Source organism: Amycolatopsis tucumanensis (assembly GCF_021654135.1).
Lineage (GTDB): Bacteria > Actinomycetota > Actinomycetes > Mycobacteriales > Pseudonocardiaceae > Amycolatopsis_E > Amycolatopsis_E tucumanensis.
Genome location: NZ_JAKGSD010000067.1, coordinates 21,775 through 39,923, shown reverse-complemented (window position 1 = coordinate 39,923; position 18,149 = coordinate 21,775). Strand labels below are relative to the sequence as shown.

At 71.5% G+C, this 18,149-nt stretch carries 16 protein-coding genes; 14 read left to right on the top strand and 2 right to left on the bottom strand.

All coding sequences use genetic code 11. The features are described 5' to 3' along the window. Window positions 1-425 precede the first annotated feature (425 nt). From L2C96_RS38985 to L2C96_RS38965, 5 genes are all read left to right on the top strand, one after another. On the top strand, window positions 426-1,532 hold the full coding sequence (locus L2C96_RS38985) for a PrsW family intramembrane metalloprotease (protein WP_020417093.1): 1,107 nt from the start codon (window positions 426-428) through the stop codon (window positions 1,530-1,532). Window positions 1,533-1,627: 95 nt separating this feature from the next. Continuing rightward, window positions 1,628-2,572: a Rossmann-like and DUF2520 domain-containing protein gene (locus L2C96_RS38980; RefSeq protein WP_272883881.1), complete on the top strand. Its 945-nt coding sequence runs from the start codon at window positions 1,628-1,630 to the stop codon at window positions 2,570-2,572. Next, window positions 2,569-3,453: a pantoate--beta-alanine ligase gene (gene panC / locus L2C96_RS38975; RefSeq protein WP_020417091.1), complete on the top strand. Its 885-nt coding sequence runs from the start codon at window positions 2,569-2,571 to the stop codon at window positions 3,451-3,453. Before L2C96_RS38980 ends, panC begins: the two co-directional genes overlap by 4 nt. Before the next feature lie 2 nt (window positions 3,454-3,455). After that, on the top strand, window positions 3,456-3,953 hold the full coding sequence (gene panD, locus L2C96_RS38970; protein WP_017985424.1) for an aspartate 1-decarboxylase: 498 nt from the start codon (window positions 3,456-3,458) through the stop codon (window positions 3,951-3,953). 6 nt (window positions 3,954-3,959) lie between these two features. Then, a complete protein-coding gene (locus tag L2C96_RS38965) occupies window positions 3,960-4,745 on the top strand; it encodes a type III pantothenate kinase (RefSeq protein ID WP_020417090.1) in 786 nt (261 codons plus the stop codon). Here the strand turns inward: L2C96_RS38965 and L2C96_RS38960 are convergent. Further along, a complete protein-coding gene (locus L2C96_RS38960; RefSeq protein ID WP_237339676.1) occupies window positions 4,742-5,497 on the bottom strand; it encodes a class I SAM-dependent methyltransferase in 756 nt (251 codons plus the stop codon). The genes L2C96_RS38965 and L2C96_RS38960 overlap by 4 nt on opposite strands. Before the next feature lie 86 nt (window positions 5,498-5,583). On the opposite strand from L2C96_RS38960, the gene lysS reads away from it, so the two are divergent. The 3 genes from lysS (at window position 5,584) to L2C96_RS38945 (ending at window position 8,336) form a co-directional block, all read left to right on the top strand. Beyond that, window positions 5,584-7,095 carry a lysine--tRNA ligase gene (lysS, locus tag L2C96_RS38955; protein WP_027935729.1) on the top strand — a complete coding sequence of 504 codons (1,512 nt, stop codon included), beginning with the start codon at window positions 5,584-5,586 and terminating at the stop codon, window positions 7,093-7,095. A 143-nt stretch (window positions 7,096-7,238) separates the two neighbouring features. Next, window positions 7,239-7,592 (top strand): histone-like nucleoid-structuring protein Lsr2, encoded by a 354-nt coding sequence (locus L2C96_RS38950; RefSeq protein WP_020417087.1) that lies wholly within the window; start codon window positions 7,239-7,241, stop codon window positions 7,590-7,592. Between the two features lie 162 nt (window positions 7,593-7,754). After that, window positions 7,755-8,336, top strand: coding sequence for a TIGR03086 family metal-binding protein (locus L2C96_RS38945; protein WP_237339675.1), 582 nt, complete (start codon window positions 7,755-7,757; stop codon window positions 8,334-8,336). Between the two features lie 277 nt (window positions 8,337-8,613). On the opposite strand, the gene L2C96_RS38940 is transcribed toward L2C96_RS38945, so the two are convergent. Next, window positions 8,614-9,351 carry a (2Fe-2S)-binding protein gene (locus L2C96_RS38940; RefSeq protein WP_020417085.1) on the bottom strand — a complete coding sequence of 246 codons (738 nt, stop codon included), beginning with the start codon at window positions 9,349-9,351 and terminating at the stop codon, window positions 8,614-8,616. A 377-nt stretch (window positions 9,352-9,728) separates the two neighbouring features. Here L2C96_RS38940 and L2C96_RS38935 point away from each other — a divergent pair, with 377 nt between their 5' ends. The 6 genes from L2C96_RS38935 (at window position 9,729) to L2C96_RS38915 (ending at window position 18,108) form a co-directional block, all read left to right on the top strand. Beyond that, entirely contained in the window at window positions 9,729-12,281 is a 2,553-nt protein-coding gene (locus L2C96_RS38935) for an ATP-dependent Clp protease ATP-binding subunit (protein ID WP_020417084.1), read from the top strand. 110 nt (window positions 12,282-12,391) lie between these two features. Next, on the top strand, window positions 12,392-12,571 hold the full coding sequence (locus tag L2C96_RS45270; RefSeq protein WP_308191225.1) for a hypothetical protein: 180 nt from the start codon (window positions 12,392-12,394) through the stop codon (window positions 12,569-12,571). Continuing rightward, window positions 12,502-12,756: a type II toxin-antitoxin system RelE/ParE family toxin gene (locus L2C96_RS38930; protein ID WP_308191224.1), complete on the top strand. Its 255-nt coding sequence runs from the start codon at window positions 12,502-12,504 to the stop codon at window positions 12,754-12,756. The genes L2C96_RS45270 and L2C96_RS38930 overlap by 70 nt, the downstream gene beginning before the upstream one ends. Then, window positions 12,756-13,112 carry a helix-turn-helix domain-containing protein gene (locus L2C96_RS38925; protein ID WP_020417082.1) on the top strand — a complete coding sequence of 119 codons (357 nt, stop codon included), beginning with the start codon at window positions 12,756-12,758 and terminating at the stop codon, window positions 13,110-13,112. The genes L2C96_RS38930 and L2C96_RS38925 overlap by 1 nt, the downstream gene beginning before the upstream one ends. An 88-nt stretch (window positions 13,113-13,200) precedes the next feature. After that, window positions 13,201-14,982: an Hsp70 family protein gene (locus tag L2C96_RS38920; protein ID WP_237339674.1), complete on the top strand. Its 1,782-nt coding sequence runs from the start codon at window positions 13,201-13,203 to the stop codon at window positions 14,980-14,982. An 18-nt stretch (window positions 14,983-15,000) separates the two neighbouring features. Continuing rightward, complete coding sequence (locus L2C96_RS38915; RefSeq protein WP_237339673.1) at window positions 15,001-18,108, top strand: AfsR/SARP family transcriptional regulator; 3,108 nt, start codon at window positions 15,001-15,003, stop codon at window positions 18,106-18,108. The last annotated feature ends 41 nt before the right edge of the window (window positions 18,109-18,149 follow it).

The window sequence follows — 18,149 nt, the reverse complement described above, 5'->3', positions numbered from 1 at the left end:
CCAAGCCACCGCGACTTTGCGGGGGCGGGGACCTGAACCACGGCGATCCGGCGGCATTGCCGACCCAAGCCACCGCGACTTTGCGGGGGCGGGGACCTGAACCACGGCGATCCGACGGCATTGCCGACCCAAGCCACCGCGACTTTGCGGGGGTGGGGGGTTACCGCCGTGGTTTCGGTGGGTGCGGCTTTGAACCAGGGCGACCCCGCGGCGCTGCCGACCCGGCCCGGCCCACCAACGATCTTGTGGCGGGCTGCGGGATTGGAACCACCGTGGTTCCGCGGGTGCGGCTCTGGACCACGCCGGTTCCGCTCAGCAGCGCCTCGCGCTGCCCGCCCACCCAGACCCCCCGCCCACCCCGCTCGCCCCCGCAGCCAGTCACCGTAGAGTGCCGGGCTGTGACGGCACCCCCTCGCAGGCTCACCGTGCTCCTGCCCGTGCTCGGCCTCGTCATCCTGGCCGTGTGCGGCCTGACCGTTCTCGGCCTGGTCACCGTGCAGGTCGGGCCGCTCGCGGTGGCCATCGGCGTCGCCGCGGCGCTCGTTCCCGTCGCGGTCGTCGTGGCGACCATCCTGTGGGTGGACCGCTGGGAGCCGGAGCCCGCGAAGTTCCTCCTGGTCGCCTTCTTCTGGGGCGCGTGCCTCGCCGCGATCACCGCCCTGCTGATCAACAACACCGCCGAGACGGTGGGCGACCTGCTGCTCGGCGAGGGCAGCGGCAGCAAGCTCAGCGCGCTCCTGTCCGCCCCGCTCGTCGAGGAGGCCGCGAAGGCCTCGTTCGTGCTCGCCGTCCTCCTGCGCCGCGCCGACGAGTTCGACGGGATCATCGACGGCATCGTCTACGCGGGGTTCACCGCGGCCGGCTTCGCGTTCACCGAGAACATCTACTACTTCGGCCGCGCCTTCGCCGACTACGGCTTCGGCGACGCCACCAGCACCGGCGTGATCGCCGCGTTCGTGCTGCGCGGCGTGCTGTCGCCGTTCACGCACCCCCTCTTCGCCGCGATCACCGGCATCGGCCTCGGCTACGCCGCCCGCACCGACAACCGGGCCGTCAAGGTCCTCGCCCCGATCGGCGCCTACCTGGGCGCCGTCCTGCTGCACGCCCTCTGGAACGGCGCGGCGGTCCTCGGCGGAGCGCAGACGTTCCTCAACGTCTACTTCCTGATCATGGTCCCGATGTTCATCGCGGTCGTGATGCTCGTCCTCCTGCAACGCCGCCGCGAACAACGCATCGTCACCGCCGCACTGCCCGCGATGGTCCAGGCGCGGCTGATCGCCCCGTCGGAGGTCGAGCTACTGTCCACGCTCGCCGGCCGCCGCGAGTGGCGGCGGCAGGCCAGGCGGCAGTCCGGGCGCGCGGCGGCGAAAGCCGTGGCCCGCTACCAGGCCAGCGTGACCGAACTCGCGTTCCTGCGCCGCCGCAAGGAGACCCCGGACCACGAGAAGCGCAAGCGGGAACTGCTGGCCACGCTGCGCGCTTCCCGCGCCGACGCGGTCCGGCTGGCGGGTGAAGGCAGTCATACCGGGTAAACCGGGTCGGGTGAAGCTGGTCACCCGCCGCCGACCCGGGGCGTTTCCGCGAGCTACTCTCGCCCCGTCGTCCGGTACCCGCGAACGGAGCGGGACTGGAACGAGCTGAGGAGTTCTGCTGCCATGAGCGTCCACAGGGGCACGCCGTGAGTCGTCCCGCCAGGCTCGGCGTCGGAGTGATCTCCGCCGGCCGCGTGGGCAGCGTCGTCGGCGCCGCGCTGACCCGGTCCGGGCACACGGTGGTCGCCGCCTCCGGCATTTCCGCCGCTTCCCAGGCCCGCGCCGAGCGCATGCTGCCGGGTGTCCCGCTCAAACCGCCGGACGAGGTCGCCGCGGCCGCGGACCTCGTGCTGCTGGCCGTGCCCGACGACGAACTCGCCGGCCTGGTCCGCGGTCTGGCCGCCACCGGTTCCTGGCGCCCCGGCCAGATCGTCATCCACACCTCCGGCGCGCACGGCCTCGACGTGCTGGCCCCGGCCGCCGAAGCCGGAGCGCTGCCGCTGGCCCTGCACCCGGTCATGACGTTCACCGGCCGGTCCGAGGACCTCGACCGGCTCGCCGCCTGCAGCGTCGGCGTCACCGCCGCGGCCGACGACGAGGCCGCGTGGAGCGTGGGCGAGGCGCTGACCGTCGAGATGGGCGCGGAACCGGTGCGGGTGCCGGAAGCCGCCAGAGCGCTCTACCACGCGGCGCTCGCGCACGGCGCCAACCACCTGATCACGCTCGTCGACGACTGCGCGGACCTGTTGCGTGGCGCGGGGATCGGCGACGCGGAGCGCATGCTCGGCCCGTTGCTGTCGGCGGCGCTGGACAACGCGCTGCGGCACGGCGACCGCGCCCTGACCGGTCCGGTCGCCCGCGGCGACACCGGTACTCTGCGCAAGCACCTGGGCGTGCTCGAAGCCACCGAGCCCGCGATCGTGCCCGCCTACACCTCGCTCGCCCGGCGCACCGCGCAGCGAGCCGAAGCGGCCGGCCTGCTCGACGCCGGCGCCGCCGCCGAGATCACCGAACTTCTGGAAAGGCCGGAAAACCCGTGACCACACCGAAATTCAGCCGCGGGCAGCTGAACACCTACCAGACGCCCGGCGACGTGCACCGGGTCACCGCGGCGCTGCACTCGGTGGGCCGCAAGGTCGCGCTGGTGCCGACCATGGGCGCGCTGCACGCCGGCCACCGCGAGCTGATCCGCCGCGCCAAGCGCCTGCCGAACACCGTCGTCGCCGTGTCGATCTTCGTGAACCCCCTGCAGTTCGGCGAGGGCGAGGACTTCGACGCCTACCCGCGGCCGCTGGAGCGGGACCTGGAGATCCTCGCCGAGGACGGCGTGGAGATCGCGTTCGTGCCCAAGGTCGGCGACCTCTACGCCGACGGCCACGCGGTGACCCTTCACCCGGGTCCGCTGGGCGACGAGCTGGAGGGCGCCCACCGCCCCGGCCACTTCGCCGGCGTGCTGACGGTGGTGGCGAAGCTGTTCAACATCGTCACGCCGGACTTCGCGTTCTTCGGCGAGAAGGACTACCAGCAGCTGGTCCTGATCAAGCGGATGGTGCGCGACCTGAACCTCGACGTCCGCGTGATCGGCGTGCCGACGGTGCGGGAGTCCGACGGCCTGGCCCTGTCCTCGCGCAACGTCTACCTCTCGCCGGAACAGCGGGAAGCCGCCGTGGTGCTGTCCGCGGCGCTCGCGGCCGGCGGGCACTCCGGCCCGAACGGCGGGGAAGCGGTCCTCTCGGCGGCGCGCGCGACGCTGGCCGCCCGCCCGGAGGTCGACGTGGATTACCTCGAATTGCGCGGAACCGATCTCGGTCCCGCACCCGTCGATGGGGAAGCACGGTTGCTGATCGCCGCCCGGGTCGGGCGGACCCGGCTGATCGACAACGTCCCGGTGGTGCTGGGCGCGTCGGAGGAAGTGAGATAACCATGTACCGCACGATGCTGAAGTCGAAGATCCATCGCGCGACGGTCACCCAGGCCAACCTGCACTACGTCGGGTCGGTCACGATCGACGAGACGCTGATGGAGGCGGCCGACCTGCTGCCGGGCGAGCTGGTGGCCATTGTGGACGTCACGAACGGGGCGCGGCTGGAGACCTACGTGATCCCGGGCGAGCGGGACAGCGGCGTCATCGGCATCAACGGCGCCGCCGCGCACCTCGTTCACCCGGGCGACCTGGTCATCCTGATCTCCTACGGGCAGATGGACAACGCCGAGGCGGCCACGTACCAGCCGCGGATCGTGTTCGTCGACGACGAGAACCGGATCAAGCACGAGGGCAGCGACCCCGGGCACGCGCCCGACGGCTCCGGCCTGGTGAGCGGCAGCATCCCGATCGCGTCGCCGGACCGGGAGAACCCGTTCCCGGTCGCCGAAACCGTCGACGCCGCGCGGCTCGACGCGCTGCTGCACGCCGAGAGCTGAACTCCCTTGCTCCTGGCGATCGACGTCGGCAACACGAACATCGTGCTCGGCCTGTACGAGGGCCGTGGGGACGCGGCCAAGCTCGTCGGCGACTGGCGGATGCGGACCGACGCGCAGATGACCGCCGACGAGCTGGCGCTGACCATGCGCGGCCTGCTCGGCGAGCACGCCGACGCGATCACCGGGATCAGCGCGCTGTCCACCGTGCCCGCGGTGCTGCGCGAGATGCGGGTCATGCTCGGCCGGTACTACGCGCGGGTGCCGAAGGTCGTGGTCGAGCCCGGCGTGCGCACCGGCGTGCCGCTGCTGGTGGACAACCCGCGTGAGGTGGGCGCGGACCGGCTGGTCAACACGCTCGCCGCGCACCACCTGTACCGCACGGCGTGCGTCGTCGTGGACTTCGGGACCTCGACCAACGTGGACGTGATCTCCGCGAAGGGCGAGTTCCTCGGCGGCGCGTTCGCACCCGGCATCGAGATCTCGGTCGACGCGCTGGCCTCCCGCGCGGCGGCGCTGCGCAAGGTCGAACTGGTCCGGCCGCGGTCGGTGATCGGCAAGAACACCGTGGAGTGCCTGCAGTCCGGCATCGTGTTCGGGTTCGCCGGCCAGGTCGACGGCCTGGTGCGGCGGATCGTGCGTGAGCTGACGGCGCGGACGCACGAGCCGGTCACCGTGCTCGCGACCGGCGGGCTGGCGCCGCTCGTGATCGGCGAGTCGGAGACGATCACCGAGCACGTGCCCGACCTGACGCTGCTGGGCCTGCGCCTGGCCTTCGAACGCCAGACGCGTTAGCGGCGGACGGCGCGCAGCACCGTCGTCAGCAGCGGCAGGTCGAATTCGCCGTTCGCGGTGGCCGGGTTGGCGCGGAGGAATTCCAGCACCCGCCGCCGCGTCTCCGCGCGCTCGGCATCGTCCGCGACGAGCAGGTGGGAATGTGTGGAGATCGTTTCGACCAGGCTTTCGGGTGTGCGGCGGTGCGAGTGCCGGAACGTCTTCTCCTCGAACGCGCCGAACGCGGGGTGTTCGGGCAGAGTCGCGACCGACCGCCCGCGCTGCACGAAACCGGAGGCCCGCGCGAATTCCGCGACCCACGGGACGGAATCGTCGTTGCCGTTCCACAGCCCGGCGACCATGCCGCCCGGGCGCAGCACGCGTGCGATTTCGGGGAGCGCGGCGTCGAGGTCGAACCAGTGGAACGCCTGGCCGGCCAGCACCGCGTCGGCGCTGGCGTCGGGCAACGGGATCCGCTCCGCCGTGCCGTCCAGGACTTCGACGCACGCGTGCCGGCGGGCGAACTCGGCGCGCATGCCCGGATCCGGTTCGACCGCCGTGACGCGCAGCCCGAGCGCGCGCAGGCCGCCGGTGAGCTTGCCGGTGCCCGCGGCGAGGTCCACCACTTCCGCGGCCCCGGGCGGCAACGCCCAGCGGATTCCGTCGAGCGGGTAATCCGGGCGGTGCTCGTCGTAGGCGTCCGCGTGCCCCCCGAATGAGCGGGACCGCCGGCTCCACAGCTCACGATCGGCGGATGAAGTGGTTTCGCTCACTCCGGCGATGCTATCGGTGTGCTTGCGCTGGTCGGTACAGGTAATCCGGTTGGCCTAGTCGTCGCGGGGGTTCGTACCCTATCGGCATGACGGATTCCCCCTCCCCGGATCGCCCGGTGCCCGCTGACGACCTGCCCGAACAAATGCGGGTCCGTCGGGCCAAGCGCGATCGGCTGCTCGCGGAGGGTGTGGAGCCGTACCCGGTCGAAGTGCCGCGCACCCACACGCTCGCCGAAGTGCGTGCGGCGCACCCGGACCTGCCCGCCGACACGGCCACCGGCGAGGTCGTCGGCGTGACCGGCCGCGTGATGTTCTCCCGCATCGGCGGCAAGCTCTGCTTCGCGACGCTGCGCGAAGGCGACGGCACCGAACTGCAGGCCATGATCAGCCTCGCGAACGTCGGCGAGGAAGCGCTGGCGGCCTGGAAGGCGGACGTCGACCTCGGCGACCACGTCTACGTGCACGGCGAGGTCATCACGTCCAAGCGCGGCGAGCTGTCCATCATGGCCGACGAGTGGCGGATGGCCGCGAAGGCGCTGCGCCCGCTGCCGGTCGCGCACAAGGAGCTGGCCGAGGAGACCCGCGTCCGCCAGCGCTACGTCGACCTGATCCTGCGCCCGCAGGCCCGCGACGTGGTGCGCACGCGCGCCTCAGTGGTCCGTTCGCTGCGGGAATCGTTCCACCGCCGGGGTTTCACCGAGGTGGAAACGCCGATGCTGCAGACCCTCCACGGCGGCGCGTCGGCCCGGCCGTTCATCACCCATTCGAACGCGTTCGACATCGATCTGTACCTGCGGATCGCGCCGGAGCTGTTCCTGAAGCGGTGCGTGGTCGGCGGGATCGAGAAGGTCTTCGAGATCAACCGCAACTTCCGCAACGAGGGCAGCGACTCCTCGCATTCGCCGGAATTCGCGATGCTGGAGTACTACGAGGCCTACGCCACCTACGACACGAACGCGGTGATGACGCGGGAGCTGATCCAGGAAGCGGCGCAGGCCGTTTTCGGCGGCCTCGAGGTCACGCTCGCCGACGGCTCGTCGTACGACCTGTCCGGCGAATGGACGTCGCTGAGCATGTACGACTCGTTGTCCGACGCGCTTGGCGAGGAAGTGACGCCGGAAACGTCGGTCGAGAAGCTGCGCGGGTTCGCGTCCGCGCGCGGCCTGGAGGTCGATCCGAAACTCGGCCATGGGAAGCTGGTCGAGGAACTGTGGGAGCACCTGGTCGGTGATCACCTGCACGAGCCGACTTTCGTACGGGATTTTCCGATCGAGACCTCGCCGCTGACGCGGCAGCACCGGACCAAGCCCGGTGTGGCCGAGAAGTGGGACCTCTACGTCCGCGGATTCGAGTTGGCCACCGGATACTCGGAGCTGGTCGATCCGGTGATCGAGCGGGAAAGATTGCTGGACCAGGCCCGCCAGGCCGCGGCCGGGGATAGCGAAGCGATGCGCCTCGACGAGGATTTCCTGCGCGCGCTCGAGTACGGAATGCCACCGAGTGGTGGCGTGGGAATGGGCATCGATCGTCTCCTGATGGCCCTCACCGGCCTCGGCATCCGCGAGACCATCCTCTTCCCGCTGGTGCGCCCCGAATAGCAGGCACGAACTAGTCACGGTATCGGTAACGTGATTTGCGTGCTGCCCTGATTCCGGGTATTAATGTCCTAGTCAATGGCTTCTGGTCAGGGCGCCTGCCCCTGCCCGATCATTCGTGGCTGGCCGAAAACAGGAGGAAACACATGGCACAGAAGGTGCTGGTGTCGCTCATCGACGACATCGACGGCTCGGAGGCGGACGAGACCGTCGAGTTCGGACTTGACGGCATCTCGTACCAGATCGACCTGTCGGCGGAAAACGCCGAGGAGCTCCGTGACGCGCTGGCCCAGTACGTCGAGCACGCGCGGCGTGCCGGTGGCCGCAAGCGGGGCACGCCGGGCCGTCAGCCCGCCGGCAAGGTCGCGGGTCGTTCCGCGTCGGTCGACCGCGAGCAGAACCAGGCCATTCGGGCCTGGGCGCGCAAGAACGGCTACCAGGTTTCCGACCGCGGGCGTATCCCGTCGGAGGTCGTGGAGGCCTACCACAAGAAGAACTGAGCGCAGTTCGGGTAAAGAGGGGCGTGGAAGAGCCGCCGGGGATTCCCGGCGGCTTTTTTCATTGCGCGGCAGGTTGAACACGGTTCTGTCCGGGCGGGTCATTCGTGAGCGGCTGTCGCTTTTGTTCAAGACGGCGGCGTCGCGATTCGGCTGAATGGAGGCATGACCGACCTTCGACCGATGCTGGAGCGGGCCGCGCGCGAGTTCACCGGGCTGCTCCGCGCCATCGAACCAGCCCAACTGGACAACCGGACTCCGTGCGCCGAATACGACGTGCGTGGCCTGCTCAACCACCTTCTCTATTGGGGCCCGTGGCTGGCGGCGGCGCTGCGCCGCGAACCGGCGCCCGCGGTGACCACCGGCGAGCGGGACGTCGATCTCACGCAGGGTGACTGGCTGGGTGAGCTGTGCACGCTTGTGGATGGACTTGTGGATACCTGTGGGCGGCCGGAGGCGCTCGAGGGCACCACGAAGTTCGGCGACGCGGAGATGCCGGCCGAGATGATCGCCGGAATGGTGCTGACCGAATGGGTGGTGCACGGCTGGGACCTGGCCCGCGCGACCGGCCTGCCGCTGACCGTGGACCCCGAGGTGGCGGCGGCGCTGTACGCCTCGGCCAAGGCGACGGCGGAGCAGGCGCGGGAGATGAAGGTGTTCGGGCCGGAGGTGCCGTGCGGGGGCGAGGCGCCGGTGCTGGACCGGCTGCTGGCGTTGACGGGCCGCGATCCGGAGTGGCGCGCCTAAGCGGGGCGCCCTGGGGTGCCGGGGCCGAGGTGGCGCGGCTAGGGCTGCCGGCTGCCGGCCGCTGGCTGTTGGGCCGGGGGCTGGGGGTGGCGTCCGCCGCGGGGTGCCGTGCGGGGGCGAGGCGCCGGTGCCGGACCGTTTGTGGCTGAACGCTGCCCGGCTCCCGGCTACTGGCCGCCCTGGAGTTCGGCGTGCCGGGGCGAGGGCTTCGCCGCGGCGGGGTTGGTCCCGTCGGTGAACGACCCGGATCAACCGCGTCGGGCCGGTGTGGTGAAAGTCACCGGCGGCAGGTGCGCGGGCAGCCCTCGCACAGGGGCTGTTCCGGCAGCAGGTACGAGAAGCAGCAGCTCTCCCGCCGCCGGGCCCACCCGTCCTCGGTCGGCCGCAGTCGGGTCGACGCCGTCAGCGGCGGGTAGTGCTCGTCCAGCACGAGCTGCGCGTCCGCGACGCCCGCCGCCTCGTCCCCGGCGTACAGGCCCGCCCACCAGAGCGTGCTGTCCAGCGCGTCCGTCGCCGCCGCCCAGAGCATCCGGCGGCCGAGCCGGCTCAGCGGCGCGTACGCCTGCACGAACTGCGCAGCGTGCGCCGTGTAACGAGCGCGCAGCACCGCGGCCAGCGCCCGGTCGTCCGCGACCACCGTCGCCTCGGGGCGGTCCGCGTCGGGGTCCCCGGGCAGGCAGTAGAACTCGTCCCCCAGCACCGCCACACCTTCGGGGTGCGGGCGGTCCGCGCACAGGCGGAAGGCGAGTTCACCCGGCCGCAGCATGGGTACTCGCCGTTCGTGATGGAGCAGCAACGCACCGGTGAACGCCGGCACGTGCAGGTACCACGACATGACGAACCCGGCCGTCGTCCGTTCGGGCGCCTCGCCGAAGCCGTCGCGCAGCCACTCGCCGAGGAGCTTGCGCCACACGTCGAACCGCGCGGGGTCGGCCAGCAGGTCGCCGCAGCGCTGCCAGCCGCCCGTCGCGGGCAGGTCGGCGCGCACTTCCATGCGGTCCTGCAGGGCGGCCACCCTCGTGACGGACGCTCCGAGAGCGCCCAGCGCGGTTTCGATGGCGGACCTCCCTGCTCCATCCGAGTGGTTAGGTTGGCCTTACCTTACTCAATTCACGCGCGAGCGCCAGTCCCGTCCCCGTCCCGGGGGTGTTCGCGGTGAGCGGACAAACCGGGGCTTGCGGAATCGCCGGGAGAAGTCCCGCGTTGCACATGTACGTCAGCTACCAGCGCAGACTCATCGCCGGGGGTTTCCGGCATCTACACCAGCTGTGACCTAATCCGCCCCAGTGGTAGTCCGGTGGGACCGCATGGCTACTACAGTGGACTCACGGTGCTGAATCCATCGCGAAGTGATGGGTGCTCACCGCCGGCGCAGCAGTCGAGGGAGTGGGAATGTTCGAGAGGTTCACCGACCGCGCGAGGCGGGTGGTCGTCCTGGCCCAGGAAGAGGCCCGGATGCTCAACCACAACTACATCGGCACCGAGCACATCCTCCTGGGCCTGATCCACGAGGGTGAGGGTGTCGCCGCCAAGGCGCTCGAATCGTTGGGTATCGCGCTGGAAGGCGTGCGGCAGCAGGTCGAGGAGATCATCGGCCAGGGCCAGCAGGCCCCGAGCGGGCACATCCCGTTCACCCCGCGCGCCAAGAAGGTGCTCGAGCTGTCGCTGCGCGAGGCGCTGCAGCTCGGCCACAACTACATCGGCACCGAGCACATCCTGCTCGGCCTGATCCGCGAGGGCGAAGGCGTCGCCGCGCAGGTGCTCGTCAAGCTGGGCGCGGACCTGAACCGGGTGCGCCAGCAGGTGCTGCAGCTGCTCTCCGGCTACCAGGGCAAGGAGCCGGCCGAGGCCGGCGCCGGCCGCGGCGAGGGCACCCCGTCCTCCTCGCTGGTGCTCGACCAGTTCGGCCGCAACCTCACCCAGTCGGCGCGTGAGGGCAAGCTGGACCCGGTCATCGGGCGCGGCAAGGAGATCGAGCGGGTCATGCAGGTGCTGTCCCGCCGCACCAAGAACAACCCGGTTCTGATCGGCGAGCCCGGCGTCGGCAAGACCGCCGTCGTCGAGGGCCTCGCCCAGAACATCGTCAAGGGCGAGGTGCCCGAGACGCTGAAGGACAAGCAGCTCTACACGCTGGACCTGGGCTCCCTGGTCGCCGGTTCCCGGTACCGCGGTGACTTCGAAGAGCGCCTGAAGAAGGTGCTCAAGGAGATCAAGACCCGCGGCGACATCATCCTGTTCATCGACGAGCTGCACACGCTCGTCGGCGCGGGTGCCGCCGAGGGCGCGATCGACGCCGCGTCGATCCTCAAGCCCATGCTGGCCCGCGGCGAGCTGCAGACCATCGGCGCCACCACGCTCGAGGAGTACCGCAAGTACATCGAGAAGGACGCCGCGCTGGAGCGCCGCTTCCAGCCGATCCAGGTGGGCGAGCCGTCGCTCGAGCACACCATCGAGATCCTCAAGGGCCTGCGGGACCGCTACGAGGCGCACCACCGCGTGTCGATCACCGACTCCGCGCTGGTCGCCGCGGCCACCCTGGCCGACAGGTACATCAACGACCGGTTCCTGCCGGACAAGGCGATCGACCTGATCGACGAGGCCGGCGCCCGCATGCGCATCCGCCGCATGACGGCTCCGCCGGACCTGCGCGAGTTCGACGAGAAGATCGCCAAGGTGCGCCGCGACAAGGAGTCCGCGATCGACGCGCAGGACTTCGAGCGCGCCGCCCGGCTGCGTGACGAGGAGAAGAACCTCCTCGCGCAGAAGTCCGAGCGGGAGAAGCAGTGGAAGGACGGTGACCTGGACGTCGTCGCCGAGGTCGACGACGAGCAGATCGCCGAGGTCCTGGCCAACTGGACCGGCATCCCGGTGTTCAAGCTCACCGAGGAGGAGACCACGCGTCTGCTCCGCATGGAGGACGAGCTGCACAAGCGGATCATCGGCCAGGAGGACGCCGTCAAGGCGGTCTCCCAGGCGATCCGCCGCACCCGTGCCGGCCTGAAGGACCCGAAGCGCCCGTCCGGCTCGTTCATCTTCGCCGGCCCGTCCGGTGTCGGTAAGACCGAGCTGTCCAAGGCGCTGGCGGAGTTCCTGTTCGGCGAGGACGACGCGCTCATCCAGATCGACATGGGCGAGTTCCACGACCGCTACACCGCCTCGCGGCTGTTCGGCGCCCCTCCGGGGTACGTCGGCTACGAGGAGGGTGGCCAGCTGACCGAGAAGGTCCGCCGGAAGCCGTTCTCCGTGGTCCTGTTCGACGAGATCGAGAAGGCCCACCAGGAGATCTACAACACGCTCCTGCAGGTGCTGGAGGACGGCCGGCTCACCGACGGTCAGGGCCGCACGGTCGACTTCAAGAACACGGTGCTGATCTTCACCTCGAACCTGGGCACGTCGGACATCTCCAAGACCGTCAGCCTCGGCTTCTCTTCGGGTAACGACGAGGGATCGCGTTACGAGAAGATGAAGCAGAAGGTCAACGAGGAGATGAAGAAGCACTTCCGGCCCGAGTTCCTCAACCGGATCGACGACATCATCGTGTTCCACCAGCTCACCCAGGAGCAGATCATCGAGATGGTCGACCTGATGGTGACGCGGGTGGAGAAGCAGCTGAAGGCCAAGGACATGGCTCTCGAGCTGACCGACAAGGCGAAGGCGCTGCTGGCCAAGCGCGGCTTCGACCCGGTGCTCGGCGCCCGTCCGCTGCGCCGGACCATCCAGCGGGAGATCGAGGACCAGCTGTCCGAGAAGATCCTGTTCGGCGAGGTCGAGGCTGGTCAGATCGTGATCGTCGACGTCGAGGGCTGGAGCGGCAACCCGGAGGACCGCGACGACGAGGCGCGCTTCGTCTTCCGCGGCGAGCCGAAGCCGGCCGACGTCCCCGACGCCCCGCCGGTGAGCATCGGCGCGGGCACCCACGAGGACGACGCCGAAGGCGAGCGCTGATCTCGTAAGACCGCCAGACGAGAGTGCCCCCAGGGACTGGTTCCCTGGGGGCACTTTCGCGTTTCCGGGCTGGTTACTTGCACTCATAAGGTGTGCATTATATTCTGCGCATGGGGTGGGAGATCGAGTTGCACCGGGAGGTGGACGAGTGGTTCGTCGATCTGTGCCGGACCGATCCGCTTTCGGCCGACCTCGTCGAGGCAGCCATCGACCTCCTCGCGTGCCACGGGCCAGGGCTCGGCAGGCCGCTGGTGGACCGGTTGCGGGGGGCTCACGCCTCCACAACTTGAAGGAGTTGCGCCCGGCGTCCGCGGGTAGCACAGAGATCCGGATATTGTTCGCGTTCGATCCCTTTCGCCGGGCGATACTCCTCGTGGCCGGCGACAAGGCGGGCAACTGGAAGCGCTGGTACGACATCAACATCCCGCTGGCCGAGAACCGGTACGAGAAGCACCTGGCGGGGGAGGAGGACTGATGGGCCGCTCGTGGAACGAGGTCAAGGCGGAGAAGCTGAACATCGACGTCCAGGCCGGCCGGGACGTGAACGTCGTCATGGCCGATGCCGCGGAGGCGACTCAGGCCTACGTCCTCGGGTTCCGGCTCGCGCAGTTGCGTGAGGACGCCGGTGTGAGCCAGACCGAGCTGGCGCGCCGCATGGGGGTCAGCCAGCCGCGCATCAGCCAGCTCGAACAGGGCGACCCGCGGCAGATGGAGCTGGACACGATCGCCCGCTACGTGGCTGCGCTGGGCGGCAGGCTGCGCGTCGTGGCGGACTTCGACGACCACGACGTCACCGTGTCGGCCACCGAGCCGGCACACCGGTCGGCCTGATCGCCGAAACGAGAGCGCTTCCGGGGGCGACTCCTCTCGGGGCGCGGGGGCTCCCCGATAGTGTGATCGCTGCGCTGAGGGGAGGCACATGAACGTCCTGTCGATCGATCTGGGCACGTCGAGCACCGTGGCCGTCCTGTCCGCCTTCGGTCGCGGGCCGCGTGTCATCGAGGTCGACGGGTCGGTCACCATGTCCTCCGCGGTCTTCGCGGGCGAGGACGGCACGCTGGTCGTCGGGCAGGACGCGGAGCGCCGGGCGCGACTGGACCCGGCCCGGTTCGAGCCCAACCCCGAGCGGCGCATCGACGACGCGACCCTCCTGCTCGGCGACACCGTCGTCGAGGTGACCGACGCCCTCGCCGCGGTCCTGCGCCGCGTCGCGGAGGAGGCGCACCGCCAGCTCGCCGGGCAGCCACTCGACCACGTCCGCCTCTCCCACCCCGCCCGCTGGGGCACCACCCGCCAGCAGCTCCTCCGCCAGGCCGCGGTCAAGGCCGGTCTCGGCCCCAACCCGGTCCTCATCCCGGAACCGGTCGCCGCCGCCGCGCACTACGCCTCCCTCGGCCGCACCCTGCCGCCCGGCAGCACCCTCGCCGTCTACGACCTCGGTGCCGGCACGTTCGACTGCGCCGTCGTCGGCGTCACCGACCGCGGCTTCACCGTGCTCGCCGACAACGGCCTGCCGGACCTCGGCAGCCTCGACATCGACCAGGCCCTCCTCGAACACGTCGGCCGCCAGGTCTCCCACACCGACCCGGCCCAGTGGCAGCGGATGCTGCGCCCGCAGAGCCTCGCCGACCGCCGCATCCGCCGCGCGCTCCTGCAGGACGTCCGCGAGGCCAAGGAAACCCTGTCCCGCCACGCGCACACCGAAGTGCCGATGCCGGAACCGTTCAACGACGTCCTGGTCACCCGCGCCGAACTGGAGGCCCTGGTCCGGCCGAACCTGTTGCGCAGCGCCGAGATGCTCGCCGCGACCATCCGCGACGCCGGGCGCACCCCGCAGCAGCTCACCGGCGTCTACCTGGTCGGCGGGCCGAGCCGCATGCCGCTGGTCGCGACACTGCTCGCCGAGCAGCTCGGCGTCCTGCCGACCACCCAGGACCAGCCGGAGACCGCGGTCGCGTTCGGACTGCACCACGTCCCGGCCGCCGCGCCGCCGACCCCGCCCGCGATCCCCGCGATCGACGGCCGCACCGTCCCGGCCATGGCGCCGGCCACCCCGCCCGTCGCCTGGCAGCCACCGCCGCCCAAGCCCAGGGGCGTCCGCAAGCCGCTGCTCATCGGCGCCGGCGTCGGCGTGCTGGTCGCCGCGCTGGTGATCACCCTCCTCGCCGTCACCCGCGGCGGGTCCGGCGGCCCGGCCGCGGCCGGCAGCACCGGGCAGTCCACCCAGCAGGTTTCCGCGGGCTGCTCGACCGGCGGCGAGCCGGACGCCGACGGCTTCACGTCCTGCATGCGCCGCCTGGCAGGCACCGTGCCGGACGTCGGGACCTGCGAACGCGGCGGGGCCGGCGTGCCGATCCAGCAGGCGGGCGCCGAGAACGTGGTGACCTGCACGCTGCCCAGCGACTCGACCACCAGCGGCCGGTCGGTCGTCTACTACGAGGGCATGTCGTTCGACGCGCTGAAACCTGGCATCGAGTCCCAGCTGGGCGCTTCGGACACCGCGCTGGAAGGCCGCTGGAGCGGTGACGGCCTGAGCGGCGACTACCTGGCGGGCACGACCACCGGCATGGGCATCATGCTGTTCGGCACGGACGACGCCGAGATCTGCGGCCTGCTGGTGTGGATCGACTTCGGCACGGACGGCCCGACGCCGCAGGACATGGTCGACTACTTCGAGCAGAGCCTCAAGCCCGGCGCCTGATCTGGAACAGTGGTACCCGTGCGGGTGGCACTGCTCGGCCCGGTCCGGGCCCAGGCGGACGACGGCACGCCGATCGACATCGGCGGCGCGCGCCTGCGCATGCTCCTGGCCCGCCTGGCGCTCGACGCCGGGCGCGCGGTGGGCGCCGATGCGCTGATCGACGACCTGTGGGGCGCCGAACCACCGACCGACGGCGCGAACGCCCTGCAGTCGCTGGTGTCCCGGCTGCGGCGCGTCCTGGGCGGCGCGGGCACGATCACCTCCGGCTCCGGCGGCTACGCGCTCGAAGCCGACGTGGACGCCCACCGGTTCGAGGAGCTGGCCGCGCGTGGGCGGCGCGAGCTCGCCGCCGGACGGCACCGGGAGGCCGCCGCGGTCCTCGGCGAAGCGCTCGCGTTGTGGCGCGGCGAGGCGCTGGCCGACGTGCTCGACGCGCCGTTCGCGCAGGCCCCGGTCGCGCGGCTGGACGAGCTGCGGATCGCCGCGGTGGAGGATCGCTTCGAGGCCGAGCTGGCGCTCGGCCGCCACGCCGAGGTGCTCGCGGACCTGGACGCCGCCGGGGACGCGCACCCGCTGCGGGAACGGCTGGGGTCGCTGCGGATGCGGGCGCTGGCCGCGAGCGGCCGTCAGGCCGACGCGCTGGCCGTGTTCGAGCGGATCCGGTCGACCCTGGCCGAGGAGCTGGGCGTCGACCCGTCCGCCGAACTCCGCGAGGCCCACCTCGCGGTCCTGCGCGGGGAGGTGGCGCCGCCGCGTGCCGAGCCCGCGCTCCCGGTGCGGCTGACCAGTTTCGTCGGCCGCGAGCGGGAACTCGACCAGGTCGCGCGGGCGCTGTCGGCGTCCCGGCTGGTCACGCTCGTCGGGCCGGGCGGGGCGGGCAAGACGCGGCTGGCGACCGAAGTGGCGGAACGCCACGCGGCTCGTGCGTGGTTCGTCCCGCTCGCGGGTGTGCGCGACGCCGACGACGTGACCGGTGCGGTCCTCGGCGCGCTGGGGCCACTGGACTTCCGCGTCACCAGCGCGCCGAAGGCGCCGGTGGACGGGATGGCGCAGATCGTGGCGCTGCTCGACGGCGGCGACGCGTTGCTGGTGCTGGACAACTGCGAGCACGTCGTGGACACCGCCGCCGACGTGGCTTTCCAGCTGCTCGCGCGGGTGCCGGGGCTGCGGGTGCTGGCCACCAGCCGGGAACCGCTCGCGATCACCGGTGAGGCGCTGTGCCAGGTGGGTCCGCTGGAGGTCGCCGAGGCGGTGCGGTTGTTCACCGAACGGGCGGTCGCGGTGCGCCCCGGCTTCGTCCTCGACGAGTCCACTTCGGACGCCGTCACGGAGATCTGCCGGAGCCTGGACGGGATGCCGCTCGCGCTGGAGCTGGCCGCCGCGCGGCTGCGGTCGATGACGGCGGACCAGATCGCGCGACGGCTGGACGACCGCTTCCGGCTGCTGAACTCCGGCAGCCGCACCGCCGTGCCGCGGCAGCGCACCCTGCGGGCAGTCGTCGAGTGGAGCTGGGACCTGCTGGAGAAGCCGGAACGGATCCTGGCGCGCAGGCTCTCGGTGTTCACCGGGGGCGCCACGGTGACCTCGGCGGAGGCCGTCTGCGCCGACGAGCTGCTGCCCGCCGAGGACGTGCTCTACGTGCTCGGCTCACTCGTTGAGAAGTCCATTGTGGACGCGGTGTCGACCGGTGGGGAGCCGCGGTACCGGATGCTGGAGACCATCCGCGCCTACGGCGCCGAACGGCTGGACGAGTCCGGCGAGCGGGACGACGTGGTGCGGCGGTTCACCGGGTTCTTCGCCGGGCTGGCCGAGGAGCACGAGCCGAAACTGCGCGGGCACGAGCAGGTCCGCGCGATCGAGGTGTTCGGCGCGGAGCACGACAACATCATGGCGGCGGTGCGGCGCGCCCTCGACGGCCAGGACGCGGGCACGGCGGCGCGGCTCGTCGTCGCGACCCTCTGGTACTGGGTGATCCGCGGGTTCAACGCCGAACCGGCGCCGCTGCTGGACGAGGTGCTGCGCCACGACGGCCTGCCGGACCACGCCCGCGCGTGCCTCGACGTCATGCACGCGCTCATGACGAGCCTGCCGATGGTGCACCGGGACGACCTCCCGGAATTGACCGCCGAGTGCGTGCGCACCGGGGCGGTCGAGCGGTACCCGATGCTGGCGCTGGCCCTGCCGATGAGCTGTTTCCTCGGCGGCCGCCGGGATCTCGCCGAGCAGGAGGTGCGCCGCGCGCTGCGCGGCTCGGACCGCTGGGCGATCTCGTGCGCGAGCTGGGCCGACGGGTTCATGGCCGACCAGGACGGCGACCTGGACCGCGGCGGGCGCGCCAGGGACCGGGCGGTGGCGGGTTTCCGCGAGTGCGGGGACCGGTGGGGCACCGCGATGACGGTCGCGATGCAGGCGGAGGCGCACTCCCTGCGTGGTGAGCACGCTGCGGCGATCGCCGGGTTCGAGGAGGGCGTGCGGATCGCCCGCGAGCTGTCCGCCGCGGACGACCTGGTGCAGCAACTGTCCCGGCTGGCCGAGGAGCGGTTCCGGGCCGGGGACGCCGAGGCGGCCTGGCAGGACATCGCCGAGGCCGAGCGGCTGGTGGGGGACAAGATCGACCGCAGGGCGATGGTGGCACTGCGGAAGTTCGACGTGGCCCGGCGCTCCGGTGAGCTGGAGCTGGCGCGCGCCGAGCACGCGTGGCTGGCGGCGAACTCGGCGCGGATCCCGTTCCCGGTCGACCTGGCGGGGGAGCTGGTCGCGGTCGCCGGCGCGGCGCTGCTCGTCACCGAGGGGCGGCCCGCGGAGGCCCGTGCGTTGCTGGCGGCGCCGCTGCGCTCGTCCAGCGAGCGCCGGGACCTGCCGGACGTGGCGAAGGCGACCACCGTGGTCGCGCTCGCGTTCCACGCGGAGGGCGACCCCGAGCGGGCCGCCTGGGCGCTTGGGCTGAGCGCGGCCATCCGCGGCGTCTTCGACTCCGGCGACCCGGAGCTGCGCGCGGTGGTCGCCGTCCTCCGGGAGATCCTCGGGGCGGACGCCTACGAGGAGGCCTACCAGCGGGGCGCGCGGCTCAGCAGCTCGCAGGCGATGGCCGCGGTCAAGGCCGCGGTCGCCGATCGGATCGGGTGACCGGGTCTCCGCCGGACCCCCAGCGGCCGGCGGAGACCCGG